Consider the following 14,553-nt stretch of genomic DNA (forward strand, 5'->3'; position numbering starts at 1 on the left):
AGCGTCAAGCTGGTAAGACCCCTCATAGACGATGAGGTTGATAGGTTCGGTGTGGAAGCGCGGCAACGCGTGGAGCTGACGAATACTAATCGGTCGAGGACTTATCCACAGCAAGCCTTCAGCAAAATCTTGCGTATCCAGTTTTGAAGGTGTAAACTTACGGAGAGTTACCCAAGAGGCCGAAGGGGACGGTTTGCTAAACCGTTAGTATGCGCAAGCGTAGCGAGGGTTCGAATCCCTCACTCTCCGCCATTTCCTCCACTTAACTTCATCATCGTGGCGGTGTAGCTCAGCTGGCTAGAGCGTTCGGTTCATACCCGAAAGGTCGGGGGTTCGATCCCCTCCACCGCTACCACAGGGGCATAGTTTAACGGTAGAACGAAGGTCTCCAAAACCTTTGGCGTGGGTTCGATTCCTACTGCCCCTGCCAGCAACAATATTATTTCTTTCCGATGATGGCGGTCGTGGCGAAGGGGTTAACGCACCGGATTGTGGCTCCGGCATTCGTGGGTTCGAATCCCATCGATCGCCCCATTTCAACGGGAGTATAGCCAAGTGGTAAGGCACGAGTCTGCAAAACTCTTATGCCCCGGTTCGAATCCGGGTACTCCCTCCAAGATGTCCCAGTAGCTCAGCTGGATAGAGCAACGGCCTTCTAAGCCGTCGGTCGGGAGTTCGAATCTCTCCTGGGACGCCATTTTTTCAACAGACGCGATGAGCCTATAGCTCAGAGGATAGAGCACTGGTCTCCGGAACCAGGTGCCCAGGTTCGAGTCCTGGTAGGCTCACCATCCTTACCTTCTCTCATTTCCTGGGTTGACACAAGCAGGTCAACAAAGGGAACAACGTAAGATCATGCGGTCGTGGTGGAATTGGCAGACACACCATCTTGAGGGGGTGGCGGGGCGACCCGTGCGAGTTCGAGTCTCGCCGACCGCACCATACATATTTTGTTAGCGGCCCGTTGGTGAAGCGGTTTAACACAGCAGCCTTTCACGCTGTCATGCAGGGGTTCGAATCCCCTACGGGTCACCACTTTCCAGATTTTCTTCCTTGTCAGCGAAGCCTTTCAGCATAAAGGCTTTTTTTTCTGCGTACAAATACATTTTAGGTCGAGCAGTGAGAATAGAACTCCCCGATCGTGGGAAAGGTGATAGCAGTGCTTTATCAGGCGGTAGGGTGACGAAATGGAGAAAAACCCTGTGATTTCGTGGAAAATCAAGGATTTTGCCACTTTCGTCCGATTGCAGCATGGTACCGTTTCATGTAAACTCAATTGAGGGTTTAGAGAGAAACAATGATTGATCACTGCCTATTACCCATAGAGACTTTATGGCATAGGTCGAGGAGAAGAAAAAAATGAGTACAATAAAAGAGATCATTGAGGGGCTTTTCATCGGATTCAGCACTACGGTTGGTGTCGTCAGCACCTACCAGACCTTGGTATCCTGTGCGGGCTTGTTCCGGAAGAAGGAAGCGATCACGCACCAACCGGAAAAAACATTTGCGGTGCTTGTCGCCGCGCATAACGAAAGCGCCGTCATCGGGCCGTTGATTGAAAACCTGAAGCAACTGGATTATCCCAAAGAAATGTACGATATCTTTGTCATTTGCGATAACTGTACCGATAACACCGCCGAGATCGTGCGCGCGCACGGCGCTTATGCCTGCGAACGGTTTGACAGCACCAAGCGCGGCAAAGGGTACGGAATCGAATGGATGCTGGAGAATCTTTGGGCGATGCCGCGCCAGTATGATGCCGTCGTAATGTTCGACGCCGACAATCTGGTGGAAAAGAATTTCCTGCTGGCCATGAACGATCGTCTCTGCAAGGGGGAGCGGGTTATTCAGGCGTTTTTGGACTCCAAAAACCCGTTTGACTCGTGGATTACCCTCTCCTACGCCGTGACGTACTGGTTTACCAACCGGATGTGGCAGTTGGCCCGCCACAACCTTGGTCTGCCCAATACATTGGGCGGGACGGGGTTGTGCATCGAAAGCAACCTGTTGAAGGAAATGGGATGGGGGGCAACCAGCCTGACGGAGGACCTGGAGTTTGCCACCCGATGCATCGAGCGGGGGATTTACCCCACATGGTGCCACGATACCAAGGTATATGACGAGAAGCCGATTGATCTGAAGGCGTCCATGCGCCAGCGCCTTCGCTGGATGCAGGGGCACTACGACGTGGCCGGACGCTACATCGGCAGCGTGATCAAAAATGGCCTGAAGGCGCGCCGTTTAGGCATGCTCGATGCCGCTTTCTATCTCTTTCAACCGATGTATGTGCTGATTGTCACGCTGATGTCGCTGTTGTTTGTCGGCCGCCTCTTCGACTGGGACAGCATGCCGATGGCAACCGTGCTGCCGGAATGGCTGGTTTACGGGTCGACCGCCCTGTTCTACCTGCTGCCCATCCTGGCGCTGTATTTGGAGAAGGTGCCGCTAAAAGCGTATCTGGGCTTGCTGCTGCTGCCGATTTTCTTCCTAACCTGGCTGCCCATTTTCTTCTACGCGTTCTTTACCAAGAACAATCAAGAATGGAGCCATACGGTTCACACGCGGGCGATCCGCATTGAGGAAATGCAATAGCATGGGAAAAACCACAGAGGCACGACCCTGTGGTTTTTCCTTTGAAGCGATTGCGCGCGCCGGAGGAAGCCTCACATCGATTGGTTGGCCTGTCCGATCACGCGCATGGCTTCCTGGATATCCTGCTGGACGAGTTGTTGGGGCGGGAGCTGCGGTGCATAATAGCCTTGTTGAATCGCAAATTGCGCCACACTTTCCTGGAAATGGATCGCATCGCGCAGCTGGGTTTCCAGCACGGAGCGCAGCTGCTGATCTTGGGATTCGTTCAGCGCGCGGCTGTAAGAACCGACAAGCTGTTTGGCTCCGAGGAGCATATCCAGCGCGATGGCTTTTTCCGAAAGGGTCTTCACAGGAGCGGCGATGGTCATGCGTTATCCTCCTTCAGGGAAATGGTGGATGGCAAGCGTTACCGGCCGAAAACCTGCTGCAGCTGCTGAATGTGCTGCCGGGCGGTGCCGATATCCTGCTGGATGAGCGCTTTCAGCTGGGGATTGGTCACCTGGGACAGATACGCTTGGGCCTTTTCCACACAAATCGCCTTGGCTGCGACCAATTCATGCACTTCCAGGCATTCATGCGGCGCAAAACGTTGATTCGGCATGCTGCATCCCCCTTCACGATGTTCAACTCGCGTGCCCGTCCGGCACAATGGTTAGGATGGGACAGAGGGATAGCCCTTATACCTTGCAGGAATTGCTTTTCGCGGACTGCGGCAAAACCTGTTATAATAAAGGGATGGAGGCAAAGAGAAAGGAGCCTGAACGATGAAGCAAACGGCGAAACCGATCGTGGACGCCCAGCCGTTGTGTTGGGGCGACAAACGTTATCATACATGGAATTATCATCTGCGTCAGATGTTTCAGGATAAAGTGTTCAAAGTTCCCCTGGATGGCGGCTTTACTTGTCCCAACCGCGACGGGACGGCAGCCATCGGCGGGTGCACGTTCTGCAGTGCGCGAGGCTCGGGCGATTTTGCCGGGGATCGACGCATGGATCTCGAGCGGCAGTTTCACGATGTCAAAAGCCGCATGCATGAAAAATGGCCGCAAGCCAAGTACATCGGATTTTTCCAGGCCTTTAGCAATACGTACGCGCCGGTGGAAGAGCTGCGGGAGATGTACGAGGTGATCCTCAAGCAGGAGGGCGTTGTCGGCCTCTCCATCGCGACGCGGCCGGACTGCCTGCCCGACGACGTGGTGGAATATCTCGCCGAGCTGAATGAACGCACTTACCTGTGGGTTGAGTTGGGGCTGCAAACCATCCATGAAAAAACCGCCCGGCTGATCAACCGGGCCCACGATTATCAATGCTATCTGGATGGGGTGGCCAAACTGCGGAAGCACAATATCCGCGTATGCTCCCATATCATTTTCGGCTTGCCGCAGGAAACCCACGAGGAGATGATGGAAACGGCGAGAGCGGTGGCCGGTCTTGATGTACAGGGGATCAAGATCCACCTGCTCCATTTGCTGCGCAAAACCCCGATGGTGAAGCAGTATGAACAGGGATTGCTGCAGTTCCTGACACAGGAGGAATACACCAAGCTGGTGGTGGACACCCTGGAGATCCTTCCCCCGGACATGATTGTCCATCGCGTCACCGGCGACGGCCCGCCTGATCTGCTGATCGGTCCGATGTGGAGCCGGAAGAAATGGGAAGTATTAAACGGCATCGACGCCGAACTGCTCAGAAGAAACTCGTGGCAGGGGAAATATTGGACCCCCACCACCTGATACAGCCCATGGCAAAAGGGAGCCTTGTGCAACGAACAAAGGCTCCCTTTTGCTGTCTGTGCTCATCCTTTTCGCTTTTTCTCCCGGATTTTTCTGGCGCGCAGCGGATAGTTCGTGATCACGCCGTCCACCTTCATCGCAAACACCTCCCGCAAATGCGGAGCGGCGTTGACGGTCCAGGCAACAACAGGAAATCCGCGGCGATGTGCCTTTTTGATCAGGGAAGACGTGACGGCCTCTCTCGGCGCATGCAGTTCCTGCGCCTGGTAACGGCTGGCAATCTCCCAGGGGTCCTGCAGGTTTCCCACATAGAGGAGAGCCGTTGCCAGCCGGTCGTCCAGCTCTTTGATCCGCAGCAGACTATCGAAGTTAAAGGAGGAGATGATGGTGCGCTCGGACAGCCCATACGCGCGAAGAAGCTCCACCACTTTTTCCTCCAGATCGGCTTGGGGCAGGAAAAAGTTTTTCAACTCCACAATCAGGCGCATGGAGGTGGGGGCGAGGTAAGCGCAAACCTCCTCCAAGGTGGGAATGCGAGCCTGTTGAAAGAGCGGATGGAACCAGGCGCCGGCGCTAAAGCGCTGCAGCTCCCGGCATGTATATTCACTGACGGGTCCGGAGCCGTCGGTTGTCCGGTTGAGGGTGTGATCATGGATCACCACCGGTTCCCCGTCCCTTGTCAGCTGCACATCCAGTTCAATGCCGTCTGCCCGCTGTTTTCTGGCCAGCCGGAAAGCCTCCATCGTGTTCTCCGGACAATGGGCCGAGGCTCCACGGTGAGCGTAAATCAAAGGTGCCATCCGCGCTTCCTCCTTCCCGTGTAATCCGCACCTAGTAATCCATATGCGCGGGCGCCCACATAAAAACTCCCGCGGTCACGCGGGGGTGAAGTCGGCTGGCGATCAGTTCTCCACAATGAGGAAGAGGATCACCAGCAAGATAAACAGGACCAGCACGATACGAAATTCCTGATTGAACAAAAAGTCTGACGAACTCAACGCGTATCTCTCCTTCCATCCGTTTTTGCCATTATCCTATGCATGGCAGGCGGAATAGGCGCATGAAAATTGTACAATTTGACGGATGACGCCCCATGCGCAGGTGCTACAATGGTAAAAAACCGGAGAACAGGGAGGGAGAAGATGGAGATCGCCCAACTGGCTGACAATGGCGATATCGTGGTGGATCCGCATAACCAGCGCATCCGGGTTCTTTCCTATGAAGCGGCAGCCATTCCCCGGCTGCATGCCGCGCTGCTGCGGGAAGGCCAACAGAATGACCTGCACAAGATCATCATGTATGCAAAAAAAGCGGACGTCCCCGCCCTGCTCGAGCTCGGGTACCGGCAGGAAGGAAAGATCGACGGTTTTTTCCGGGGCGAGAACGCGCAGATGCTCTCTTACTTCCTGACGCCGGAACGGGCGGCGTCCACCGCCCCTGCGCTGGCGGAGGAGAATCTGCGCCTGAGCCTGGCAAAGGGGCGGGCGGAACGCAGGGAGCTGCCGGACGGCTACCGGCTGCGGGATGCGGACGAGGGTGATGCCGACGCTTTGGCCGCGTTGTATCGACAGGTATTCCCCGTCTATCCGACGCCGATGGATGACGCCGCTTATATCCGCAAGACGATGCGGGAGGGAACCTGTTATGTCGTGGCGGAAACGGACGATGGTATCGCCTGCGCGGCATCGGCCGAGATCAGCGCACGCTTCGGCTCGGCGGAGATGACGGATTGCGCCACCCATCCCGCGCATGCGGGCAGGGGACTGCTGCAGCCGCTGTTTGCGGCCCTGGAAGAGAAGATGAAAGCGAAAGGGATCTATTATTTGTACACCCTGACCCGTGCCCAATCGGCGGCCATGAATATCACGGCGGCCAGGCAGGGGTATGCGTACCGGGGCCGTCTGATCAACAACTGCCGTATTTCCTCCGGGTATGAAGATATGAATATCTGGGTGAAACCGTTGAAAGAAACGTGGGAGTAGCCGGTCAGGCAGGGTACAGCAGCCGGTGCAGGCGGTATGCCATCAGCGCCAGCTGCAGCTGCCAGCGGGCGGCTGCATCCTCCAGGCTGCACCCGGTTTTGCTTTCGATCTGCTGCAGCCGGTATTTCAGGGTATGCCGGTGAATGTAAAGCGCCTGGGCGGTTTGCAGCCCGTTGAGGCCTTGGGCAAAATAGGCGTCCAGCGTCTCGAGGAGCTGCTGTCCGTGTTTGGCGTCATGGGCGACCAGTTGGCCGAGCAGCGGCCGCCACAGCTGCTCCAGCTTCTCCGGCTGCTGATGATACGGAAACAGGAATTGATACCCTTTCATGCCGGCATAGGAAAGAACCTGCGGGACATCGGCCAGCAGGGGATAGGCTTGCAGGGCAAAAAGAGCCTCCTGGGCCGCCTCCGGTATCTCGGACACATGGGCCCGCGGGTTGCTGACGCCGATTTGCAGCGGATGAGCCGGGTCCAGCCTTTGCCACTGGAGGGCTAGCTGCTGGAGAAGCGCATGGCTGCTCCGCTGATCGGGCAAAATCATCAGCAGATAGGCGGCTCGTTCGCGCAGGAGGTAATGGAGACCGCTGCGGTCGGCCAGCCTGGTGAGCAGGGTGTTCAGCTTCTGGTGCAGCAGGGGCAGATCCTCCTGCTGCCCGGCAGCGATGCGCATCCCGGCGATCAGATGGCTGCCGGCGAGCGGATAGCCGAGCATGCGGCTGCGCGCTTCCGCCTCCGCGCCGACGGTGATCCTCCCGCTGAGAAGCTCTTCCGCAAAATCCCCCTTCAAACGCCATTCCGTGGCCGATACCGCACGTTCCTTCACATATTCCAGCGCACACAAGGTGGCTGCATGCTGCAGCGCGACATCATCCAGCTCTTTCCAGGCTGCGGCCGGTTTACAAAGCGTCAGGGTGCCGTATGTTTCCCGGTGAGCGCGGATCGGAACCTGACGGGTTTTCCGCTCCGTTTGACCCGCCGGGGGCGGCGCGGTATCCGGTGCAAGGCGGACCAGGTCGTAGCCGAGCGCATCCGCGATCTCCACCTCACCGCCTGTCAGCTGAACGAGCTCCCTGGCAATCGCGGGCAGTCCTCCCTTGGACAAGGCCGCATTGATCATCCGGTTGTGAATCGCCTCGGAATAGGCAAGCGTCTCAAACTGCCGATTGATGATCGGCTGCAGGATGGCTTTCGTCACGGTGGAGAAGTTCATTTCCACCGGTATTTCGATCAGCGGCAGGTGATACCGGTCGGCCGTCTCGATCAGGATCGGCGGGATCTCCCGCAGATAGAAGCCCGTATGCAGGGCCACACCGCTCAACTTCCGCTCCGCAAGCGAAGGGATGAACCGCTTCAGTTTTACGGGATCCCCTTCCAGGCCAAAGCCTGTGGTGATGAGGAATTCCCCCTCCATCAACCGCGAGGCGTCTTCCAGCACTTCCACGATGGTGACCCAGCGGATTTGATTGTCCAGGCCGTTTGCCCCGGCAACCAGCCGCGTCTGCACCATGTCCGGCAGTTGCAGGGCTTCCCGGATGGTAATGGTCATCGCATGCTCCCCTCTCCGATGCAAGTCTCTTATACAAAATGTACAAAAGATTTTGCTTTTTCACCAATCTTTTTTTGCCAGCGGGGCGAATGGCGCGGTCGCTTGGCTGCGATACGATGAAGGAAAGTAAAATGCACGAGGTGGAAGGCATGGAGAGAAGCTTTGTCATTAAGCCGGAACTGGCCAAACAATACCCGTTTATCGCTTACGGCAAAGGCGTATATCTGTACGACAAGCAGGGGAAAGCGTATCTGGACGGCTGCTCCGGCGCCGTGACAGCCAGCATCGGCCACGGTGTGGAAGAGATTGCCGATGCCATGCATGAACAGGCCAAACGGGTCTCGTTTGCGTATCGCTCCCATTTTAGCAGCGATGCCGTGGAAGAGCTGGCGGCCACATTGGCCAAATGGGCGCCCGGCGAGCTCAACTGGAGCTTTTTTGTCAGCAGCGGTTCGGAAGCTACCGAAACCGCCCAAAAAATCGCCATCCAATATTGGCAGGAGAAAGGCTTTGAGAAGAAAAACCGCATCATCTCCCGCTGGATGAGCTATCACGGCATCACGATGGGGGCGCTCTCCATGTCCGGCCATGTGTTGCGCCGCAAACGGTTCGTCCCGCTGCTGGCCGACTATCCGATGGTGAGCGCGCCGTATCCCTACCGCCGGCCGGACGGCATCAGCGAAGAAGCGTATGCGCGGCAGTGTGCCGATGAACTGGAGGCCGCGATCCGGCGCATCGGCCCCGAACATGTGGCGGCGTTTATCGCCGAGCCGGTGATCGGCGCTTCCGGCGGGGCGGTGGTGCCGCCGGACGGGTATTTTCAGCGCATCCGGGAAATCTGCGATCGCTACCAGGTGCTGTTTATCGCGGATGAAGTGATGACCGGCATCGGTCGGACGGGCAGGCATTTCGGCATCGATCACTGGGGCGTGGTACCCGATCTGATGGCGTTGGGCAAAGGGATGAGCGCCGGGTATACCCCGATGGCGGCGGCCATGGCTTCCGAGGAGATTATCGGGACGATCGCTCGCGGCAGCGGGGCCATCATGGCGGGACACACCTACAGCGCCAATCCGCAATCGGCGGCGACTTCCCTGGCGGTGCTGCGCTATGTGGAAAAACATCATCTGGTAGAGCGAGCGGCGTCACAAGGCGCATATCTATTGAATGAGCTCAAAAAGCTGGCGGCCGACTGCCCGTTCATCGGAGAGGCGCGCGGCCTGGGACTGTTGTGCGGGATCGAGCTGGTGAAAAACAAGGAGACCAAGGAACCGTTTGCGCTGTCGTTGGGCGTGACGCAGAAAGTGTTGAGCAAGGCTTTTGAAAAAGGCTTGATCCTCTATCCGGCGGCGGGCGGACTGGACGGCGTCGCGGGGGATGCCATCATCGTCGCCCCCCCGCTGACGATTGCGAAGGAAGAAATCGACCACCTGCTTGCCCTGCTCAAAGCGACGCTGGAAGACGTGCAGGCTGAGTTGGCGGAGGTGTAAAGATGGCGCACACAGGCGATCGATTCGACAAAGTCGTCTCCCTGGAGCATGCCTTGAGCTATTTTCACAGCGGCATGACCCTCATGGTCGGCGGCTTCGGGGGCGTGGGCAATCCGCCCACCCTGATTGAAGGCATCCTGGAAAAGGGAATAAGGGAGATCACCCTGATCAGCAATGACACGGCCTTCCCGCATATCGGCGTGGGGAGGCTGGTGACGGAGCGCCGGGTGAAGAAGGTGATCGCTTCCCATATCGGATCCAATCCCAATGCCGGTGCGCAGATGACGGCCGGGGAACTGGAAGTGGAGTTTTGCCCGCAGGGGATCCTGGCGGAGCGTGTGCGGGCCGGAGGAGTTGGCCTGGGCGGCATCCTCTCCGATATCGGCATCGGCACCATCGCGGAAAAGGGAAAAACGAAAGTCACGGTGGGCGACAAGGAATACCTGCTCGAAACGCCGCTGACGGCGGAGGTGGCGATTGTCCATGCCAAAAAAGCGGACCGCTTCGGCAATCTCGTCTATGACACCAGCGCGCGCAATTTTAACCCGCTGGTGGCGATGGCCGGCGACATCACGATCGTCGAAGCGGATGAGATCGTGCAGATCGGTGATTTGCATCCGGAAGAGATCGTGACGCCCGGGGTATTCGTCGACATGATCGTACAGAGCAAAGGGGTGAACTGGCGATGGGCGTGGGAGAAGTAAGGGAAGCGGAAGGCTACCGCGAGCGGATCGCCCGCCGAGCGGCCATGGAAATCGAAGACGGCATGATCATCAATTTGGGGATCGGCATTCCCACGCTGGTGGCAGATTACATCCCCAGGGAGAAGCGCGTATTTTTCCACGCGGAGAACGGCATCCTCGGAACGGGGCCGAGTCCGGCCAAAGGGGAAGAGAATCCGATGCTGTGCAACGCCGGCGGGTTTCCCGTCACATTGATGCCGGGGGCCTCCTTCTTTGACAGCGCCACCGCCTTCGCCATCATCCGCCGGGGCCTGCTGGACATGACGATCCTGGGCGTGCTGGAGGTCAGCGAAAAAGGGGACATCGCGAACTGGATCGTGCCGGGCAAACGCGTGCCGGGAATGGGAGGAGCCATGGAACTGGCCCAGAAGGCGAAGCGGGTCATGGTGCTCACCACCCATCTGGATAAAAACGGCCGTTCCAAGGTGATCAGGGAATGCAGCCTGCCGCTTACGGCAAGGGGAGCGGCTGACCTGATCATCACGGACATGGCCGTCATGGAGGTTCGGGCGGATGGCCTGTATCTGCGCGAGGTGATGCATCCCTATACGGTGGCCGACGTTATCGGCGCGACGGAAGCGGAGCTGAAGATCGACGGGGAAGTAACGGTATTTGAATAAAGGGGAGTGATACCGTGCGAAAGGAATGGCAGGAAAGGATTCATGCGCAGCTGCAGCAGGAGCGGGAGGCGGCAGCGCGGCTGCTGCAGGAGTGGGTGAAGGAGCCCAGCCTGCAGGGGCAGGAACGGCCGCTTCAGGAGAAGATCGCGTCCCGGCTGGCTGCGATGGGCCTGGAGGTTGACCTGTGGGTGATGGAAGGGGATGAGCTCCTGAAGCATCCGTACTTCGTCTCTCCACGCCGGACGTTTGAAGCCAGTCCCAATGTGGTCGGGGTCTGGAAAGGAACGGGGGGAGGGCGCTCCATCATCCTGAACGGCCACGTGGATGTGGTTCCCGCAGGCGATGAGAAGCAGTGGGACGATGACCCGTTTTCCGGCGTCATCCGCGACGGCCGGCTGTATGGACGCGGCGCCACCGACATGAAGGGGGGCAATCTGGCCGCTCTCCTGGCGATCCAAACCCTGCAGGCGCTCGGCGTCCGCCTGAAAGGGGATGTGATCTTCCAGAGCGTGGTGGAAGAAGAAAGCGGCGGAGCGGGCACGCTGGCTGCCATTCTGCGCGGATACCGGGCGGATGCGGCGCTGGTGCCGGAGCCGACCAATATGAAAATTTTTCCCAAGCAGCAAGGCTCCATGTGGTTCCGGCTGCGGGTGAAAGGGCGTTCGGCCCACGGCGGCACACGGTATGAGGGCGTCAGCGCCATCGAGAAAAGCCTGCTGGTCGTCCAGGCGGTAGCCGAACTGGAGAAGGAGCGCAACCGGCGCATCACCGATCCCTTGTATGCCACGCTGCCCATTCCGATTCCCATCAACATCGGGGTAATCCAGGGAGGCAAGTGGCCCTCCTCCGTCGCCGACCTGGTGACGCTGGAAGGGCGCATGGGCGTTGCACCGGGCGAGGAGATGGAGGAGGCCAAGCGCGAGATGGCGGAGGCATTGGCCCGCTTGGCCGACAAGGATCCGTGGTTTGCCGAGCATCCTGTCGAACTGGAATGGTTCGGGGCCCGCTGGGTGCCGGGAGCCGTGGCGGAGGATCATCCGCTGGTGATGCTTCTGCAGGAAACATACCGCGCGGTCGTCGGAACCGATCCGGTGATCGAAGCTTCGCCGTGGGGAACGGACGGCGGCCTGCTGACTAAGCTGGCGGACACGCCGGCGGTTGTGTTTGGTCCAGGGGTGACACAGGTGGCCCACTATCCCAACGAGTACATCGAATTGGACACCATATTCCAATGTGCCGAAATATTCGCGCTTACCCTCCTGGAATGGTGCGGACTGGCGGAGGAGGAAGCATGAAGCCTTTGCAATGTCATCCGCATCCTCTGTCCGCACGGGTGATTACGGAGGCGCAGTTGGAGGAAGGATTAAACGTCCAGGAAAGCGTATTGGAAGAGTGGTGCACACCGTATTCCGAGAAGAGAGGAAGGGACCAATCGTGAAAAAGGCCTTTTATATCGCGGGGGAATGGCGAGAGGGAACGGTTTATGCCCCTTTGCACGCTCCCTACAGCGGCGAGCGGATTGCCGAAATCCCGCAGGCGGACGAACGAACGGTGGATCAGGCCATCGCCAGCGCCCAGGAGGCGGCTTATGCCATGCGCCGGATGCCTGCCCATCAGCGCGCTGCCATCCTGGAAAAAATCTCCCGCCTGTTTGAGGAACGCCTGGAAGAAGCGGCCCGCATCATCGCGCTGGAAGCGGGGAAGCCGATCAAAACGGCGCGGGGCGAGGTGATCCGCACGATCCAAACCTACAAGTTTGCGGCGGAAGAGGCAAAGCGGATCCATGGAGAAACCGTGCCGCTGGATGCGGCGATCGGCGGCGAAGGGCGCGTCGCCTATACCGTCCGGGAACCGTTGGGCGTCATCGGGGCGATCACCCCGTTTAACTTCCCGATGAACCTGGTGGCGCACAAGGTGGGGCCTGCGCTGGCTGCGGGCAATGCCGTCGTGCTGAAACCCGCCTCCCAGACACCGCTCTCCGCATTTTTCCTGGCCGAACTGGCCGAGGCGGCCGGGCTTCCTCCCGGGGCGCTCAATGTGGTCACGGGCAGCGGCGGAACCGTTGGCGACAAACTGGTGGCGGACCCGCGGATAAAGGCGATTACGTTCACCGGCAGTCCGGCGGTGGGGATCGGCATCCGCAGCCGGGCAGGCTTGAAACGCGTCACCCTGGAGCTGGGGTCCAACTCGGCGGTAATCGTGGATCGGGACGTCAATCTGGCCGCTGTCGTGCCGCGCTGCGTATTCGGGGCGTTCGCCTACTCGGGGCAGGTCTGCATCTCCGTCCAGCGCATCTATGTGGTGAAGGAGATGTATCAGGCCTTCCTGGAGGCATTCGTCTCCGAGACCCGCAAGCTGCGCGGGGGAGATCCACTGTCGGAGGAGACGGATTACTCGGCGATGATCAGCCCGAAAGAGACGGAGCGAGCCCTGGCCTGGATCGAGGAAGCGAAGCAGCGCGGCGCAAGCGTGGCATGCGGCGGGGAAGTGGAGGGTCGCGTGCTGCAGCCCACCATCCTCACAGGCGTTCCCGCCGATGCGAAAGTCTCCTGCCAGGAGGTGTTTGGCCCCGTCGTCCTGGTCAATCCCGTAGACTCGGTGGAGGAGGCGATTGCGCTGGTCAACGACTCCCGGTACGGCCTGCAGGCGGGGCTGTATACCAACAACCTGTCTCTGGCGCTGCAGGCGGCTGATGAGCTGCACGTCGGCGGCGTGATGATCAACGACGTGCCGACGTTCCGCGTCGATCACATGCCGTATGGCGGCGTGAAGGAGAGCGGAATGGGCCGCGAAGGCATCAGGTACGCCATCGAGGAACTGACGGAATTGAAACTGGTTGCCATCAAACGCTGATTCGAATGCGGACCCGGTCGACTCCCTTGCGGCCGGGTTTTCTTCACACATCTTGACGAAACAGCTTGCGTGTGCTTACCTAACTAAGTAAAACAGGTTTGATTACCCAGGCCTCTGTGCAGGAACCGTACCAAAGGGGGAAGTAGAGTGAGCCAAAGAATTGGAGAAGAAGAAATCTACAGGGTATTGAAAGAGGCGATCTTCAACGCGGAACTTTCCCCGGGCACCCAGCTTGTGGAGACGTCGCTGGCGGAAGCGTTCGGAGTCAGCCGCACGCCGATTCGTGCCGTTCTGCAGCGGCTCAAGTACGAATCGTTGATCAAGCTTGTCCCGAATCGGGGAGCGTTCGTCTATTGTCCTTCACCCGACGAAGCGGAACAGATTTTTTCGTTGAGAACGCTGCTGGAAGGGGAAGCGGCCCGCCTTGCCGCCGAACACGCGACACCGCAGCAGTTGGAGGAGATGGAGACGTTTTTGCATCAGGAAAGAGAATATTACAGACAGAAAGAAAATCACAAGGCGTTAAAAGCCATCGCGGACTTTCATCTCACCTTGGCCGAGGCGTCTCACAACCCGTTTCTGATCAGCTACCTGCGTCAGTTGATCTCGCTTTCCCACATCATTTTCACCTTTTATGACACGACGGACCAAGGAGAGCCGCATTCCATGGATGAACACGGGGCGATCCTCGAAGCGATCAAAAACAGGGATGGCCGCTTGGCTGCGGAGCTGGCCAGCAGCCATATTCATGAGATCAAAGGCGATGTCGATTTTTCCAAAGCGGTGAAACACAGTTTGTCCATCGAGCAGTTGGTGTCGCGATACGTGAAGCGGTAAATGCTTCCGCTTCGGCAAAATTAATTTTGTTGATATATCTAATATTCTGACTTGTAAGCGTTTTTTCGATTTTTTATAATATGACTTAAATCGTATACAATTCTGTATTCAATTTTTGTACACATTAATCGTTGAGGGGGAACAGAAGTGGGCTACA

14 protein-coding genes, 9 tRNA genes and 1 rRNA gene are annotated in these 14,553 nt (G+C 58.2%); 20 read left to right on the top strand and 4 right to left on the bottom strand.

The genetic code is table 11. The annotated features are described in order from the left end of the window. The 11 genes from G3578_RS18095 to G3578_RS18145 form a co-directional block, all read left to right on the top strand. Positions 1 to 109 (top strand): 23S ribosomal RNA (locus G3578_RS18095); the annotation flags it as partial. 52 nt (positions 110 to 161) lie between these two features. Next, a tRNA-Ser gene (locus G3578_RS18100) sits at positions 162 to 252 on the top strand. A 26-nt stretch (positions 253 to 278) separates the two neighbouring features. After that, positions 279 to 355, top strand: a tRNA-Met gene (locus G3578_RS18105). Between the two features lies 1 nt (position 356). Further along, positions 357 to 430: transfer RNA gene (locus tag G3578_RS18110), tRNA-Trp, on the top strand. A gap of 28 nt (positions 431 to 458) precedes the next feature. Then, positions 459 to 534, top strand: a tRNA-His gene (locus G3578_RS18115). Positions 535 to 541: 7 nt separating this feature from the next. Beyond that, positions 542 to 616, top strand: a tRNA-Cys gene (locus G3578_RS18120). 4 nt (positions 617 to 620) lie between these two features. Continuing rightward, positions 621 to 697, top strand: a tRNA-Arg gene (locus tag G3578_RS18125). A gap of 19 nt (positions 698 to 716) precedes the next feature. Further along, positions 717 to 791: transfer RNA gene (locus tag G3578_RS18130), tRNA-Arg, on the top strand. A 66-nt stretch (positions 792 to 857) separates the two neighbouring features. After that, positions 858 to 942: transfer RNA gene (locus G3578_RS18135), tRNA-Leu, on the top strand. A gap of 16 nt (positions 943 to 958) precedes the next feature. Further along, positions 959 to 1,035: transfer RNA gene (locus tag G3578_RS18140), tRNA-Glu, on the top strand. A 324-nt stretch (positions 1,036 to 1,359) separates the two neighbouring features. Continuing rightward, positions 1,360 to 2,592, top strand: coding sequence for a glycosyltransferase family 2 protein (locus G3578_RS18145; protein ID WP_165214534.1), 1,233 nt, complete (start codon positions 1,360 to 1,362; stop codon positions 2,590 to 2,592). Positions 2,593 to 2,663: 71 nt separating this feature from the next. Here the strand turns inward: G3578_RS18145 and G3578_RS18150 are convergent, their stop codons facing one another. Next, a complete protein-coding gene (locus G3578_RS18150; protein WP_165214537.1) occupies positions 2,664 to 2,960 on the bottom strand; it encodes a spore coat protein in 297 nt (98 codons plus the stop codon). A gap of 38 nt (positions 2,961 to 2,998) precedes the next feature. Then, positions 2,999 to 3,193 carry a hypothetical protein gene (locus tag G3578_RS18155; protein ID WP_165214540.1) on the bottom strand — a complete coding sequence of 65 codons (195 nt, stop codon included), beginning with the start codon at positions 3,191 to 3,193 and terminating at the stop codon, positions 2,999 to 3,001. Positions 3,194 to 3,356: 163 nt separating this feature from the next. On the opposite strand from G3578_RS18155, the gene mnmL reads away from it, so the two are divergent. Further along, entirely contained in the window at positions 3,357 to 4,325 is a 969-nt protein-coding gene (gene mnmL / locus G3578_RS18160; RefSeq protein WP_165214543.1) for a tRNA modification radical SAM protein MnmL/YtqA, read from the top strand. Positions 4,326 to 4,387: 62 nt separating this feature from the next. Here the strand turns inward: mnmL and G3578_RS18165 are convergent, their stop codons facing one another. After that, positions 4,388 to 5,125, bottom strand: a complete 738-nt coding sequence (locus G3578_RS18165) for a glycerophosphodiester phosphodiesterase (protein WP_165214546.1) — start codon at positions 5,123 to 5,125, stop codon at positions 4,388 to 4,390. 342 nt (positions 5,126 to 5,467) lie between these two features. On the opposite strand from G3578_RS18165, the gene ablB reads away from it, so the two are divergent. Continuing rightward, positions 5,468 to 6,307: a putative beta-lysine N-acetyltransferase gene (gene ablB / locus G3578_RS18170; protein ID WP_165214549.1), complete on the top strand. Its 840-nt coding sequence runs from the start codon at positions 5,468 to 5,470 to the stop codon at positions 6,305 to 6,307. 4 nt (positions 6,308 to 6,311) lie between these two features. Here the strand turns inward: ablB and G3578_RS18175 are convergent, their stop codons facing one another. After that, the gene (locus G3578_RS18175) at positions 6,312 to 7,853 is read right to left on the bottom strand and encodes a PucR family transcriptional regulator (RefSeq protein WP_165214552.1); all 1,542 of its coding nucleotides are present in this window, start codon (positions 7,851 to 7,853) and stop codon (positions 6,312 to 6,314) included. Positions 7,854 to 8,002: 149 nt separating this feature from the next. On the opposite strand from G3578_RS18175, the gene G3578_RS18180 reads away from it, so the two are divergent. From G3578_RS18180 to G3578_RS18205, 7 genes are all read left to right on the top strand, one after another. Next, on the top strand, positions 8,003 to 9,343 hold the full coding sequence (locus G3578_RS18180; RefSeq protein WP_165214555.1) for an aspartate aminotransferase family protein: 1,341 nt from the start codon (positions 8,003 to 8,005) through the stop codon (positions 9,341 to 9,343). Positions 9,344 to 9,345: 2 nt separating this feature from the next. Continuing rightward, complete coding sequence (locus G3578_RS18185; protein WP_165214558.1) at positions 9,346 to 10,047, top strand: 3-oxoacid CoA-transferase subunit A; 702 nt, start codon at positions 9,346 to 9,348, stop codon at positions 10,045 to 10,047. Next, positions 10,029 to 10,706 (top strand): 3-oxoacid CoA-transferase subunit B, encoded by a 678-nt coding sequence (locus G3578_RS18190; RefSeq protein ID WP_165214561.1) that lies wholly within the window; start codon positions 10,029 to 10,031, stop codon positions 10,704 to 10,706. The genes G3578_RS18185 and G3578_RS18190 overlap by 19 nt, the downstream gene beginning before the upstream one ends. Before the next feature lie 14 nt (positions 10,707 to 10,720). Next, complete coding sequence (locus tag G3578_RS18195; protein ID WP_165214564.1) at positions 10,721 to 12,001, top strand: peptidase; 1,281 nt, start codon at positions 10,721 to 10,723, stop codon at positions 11,999 to 12,001. Continuing rightward, positions 11,998 to 12,144 carry a hypothetical protein gene (locus G3578_RS20995; protein ID WP_241254707.1) on the top strand — a complete coding sequence of 49 codons (147 nt, stop codon included), beginning with the start codon at positions 11,998 to 12,000 and terminating at the stop codon, positions 12,142 to 12,144. The genes G3578_RS18195 and G3578_RS20995 overlap by 4 nt, the downstream gene beginning before the upstream one ends. After that, on the top strand, positions 12,141 to 13,559 hold the full coding sequence (locus G3578_RS18200; protein ID WP_346774034.1) for an aldehyde dehydrogenase family protein: 1,419 nt from the start codon (positions 12,141 to 12,143) through the stop codon (positions 13,557 to 13,559). Before G3578_RS20995 ends, G3578_RS18200 begins: the two co-directional genes overlap by 4 nt. A gap of 147 nt (positions 13,560 to 13,706) precedes the next feature. Next, the gene (locus G3578_RS18205; RefSeq protein ID WP_346774035.1) at positions 13,707 to 14,396 is read left to right on the top strand and encodes a GntR family transcriptional regulator; all 690 of its coding nucleotides are present in this window, start codon (positions 13,707 to 13,709) and stop codon (positions 14,394 to 14,396) included. Positions 14,397 to 14,553 lie beyond the last annotated feature (157 nt).

This window comes from Brevibacillus sp. SYP-B805 (assembly GCF_011059135.1).
GTDB lineage: Bacteria > Bacillota > Bacilli > Brevibacillales > Brevibacillaceae > Brevibacillus_F.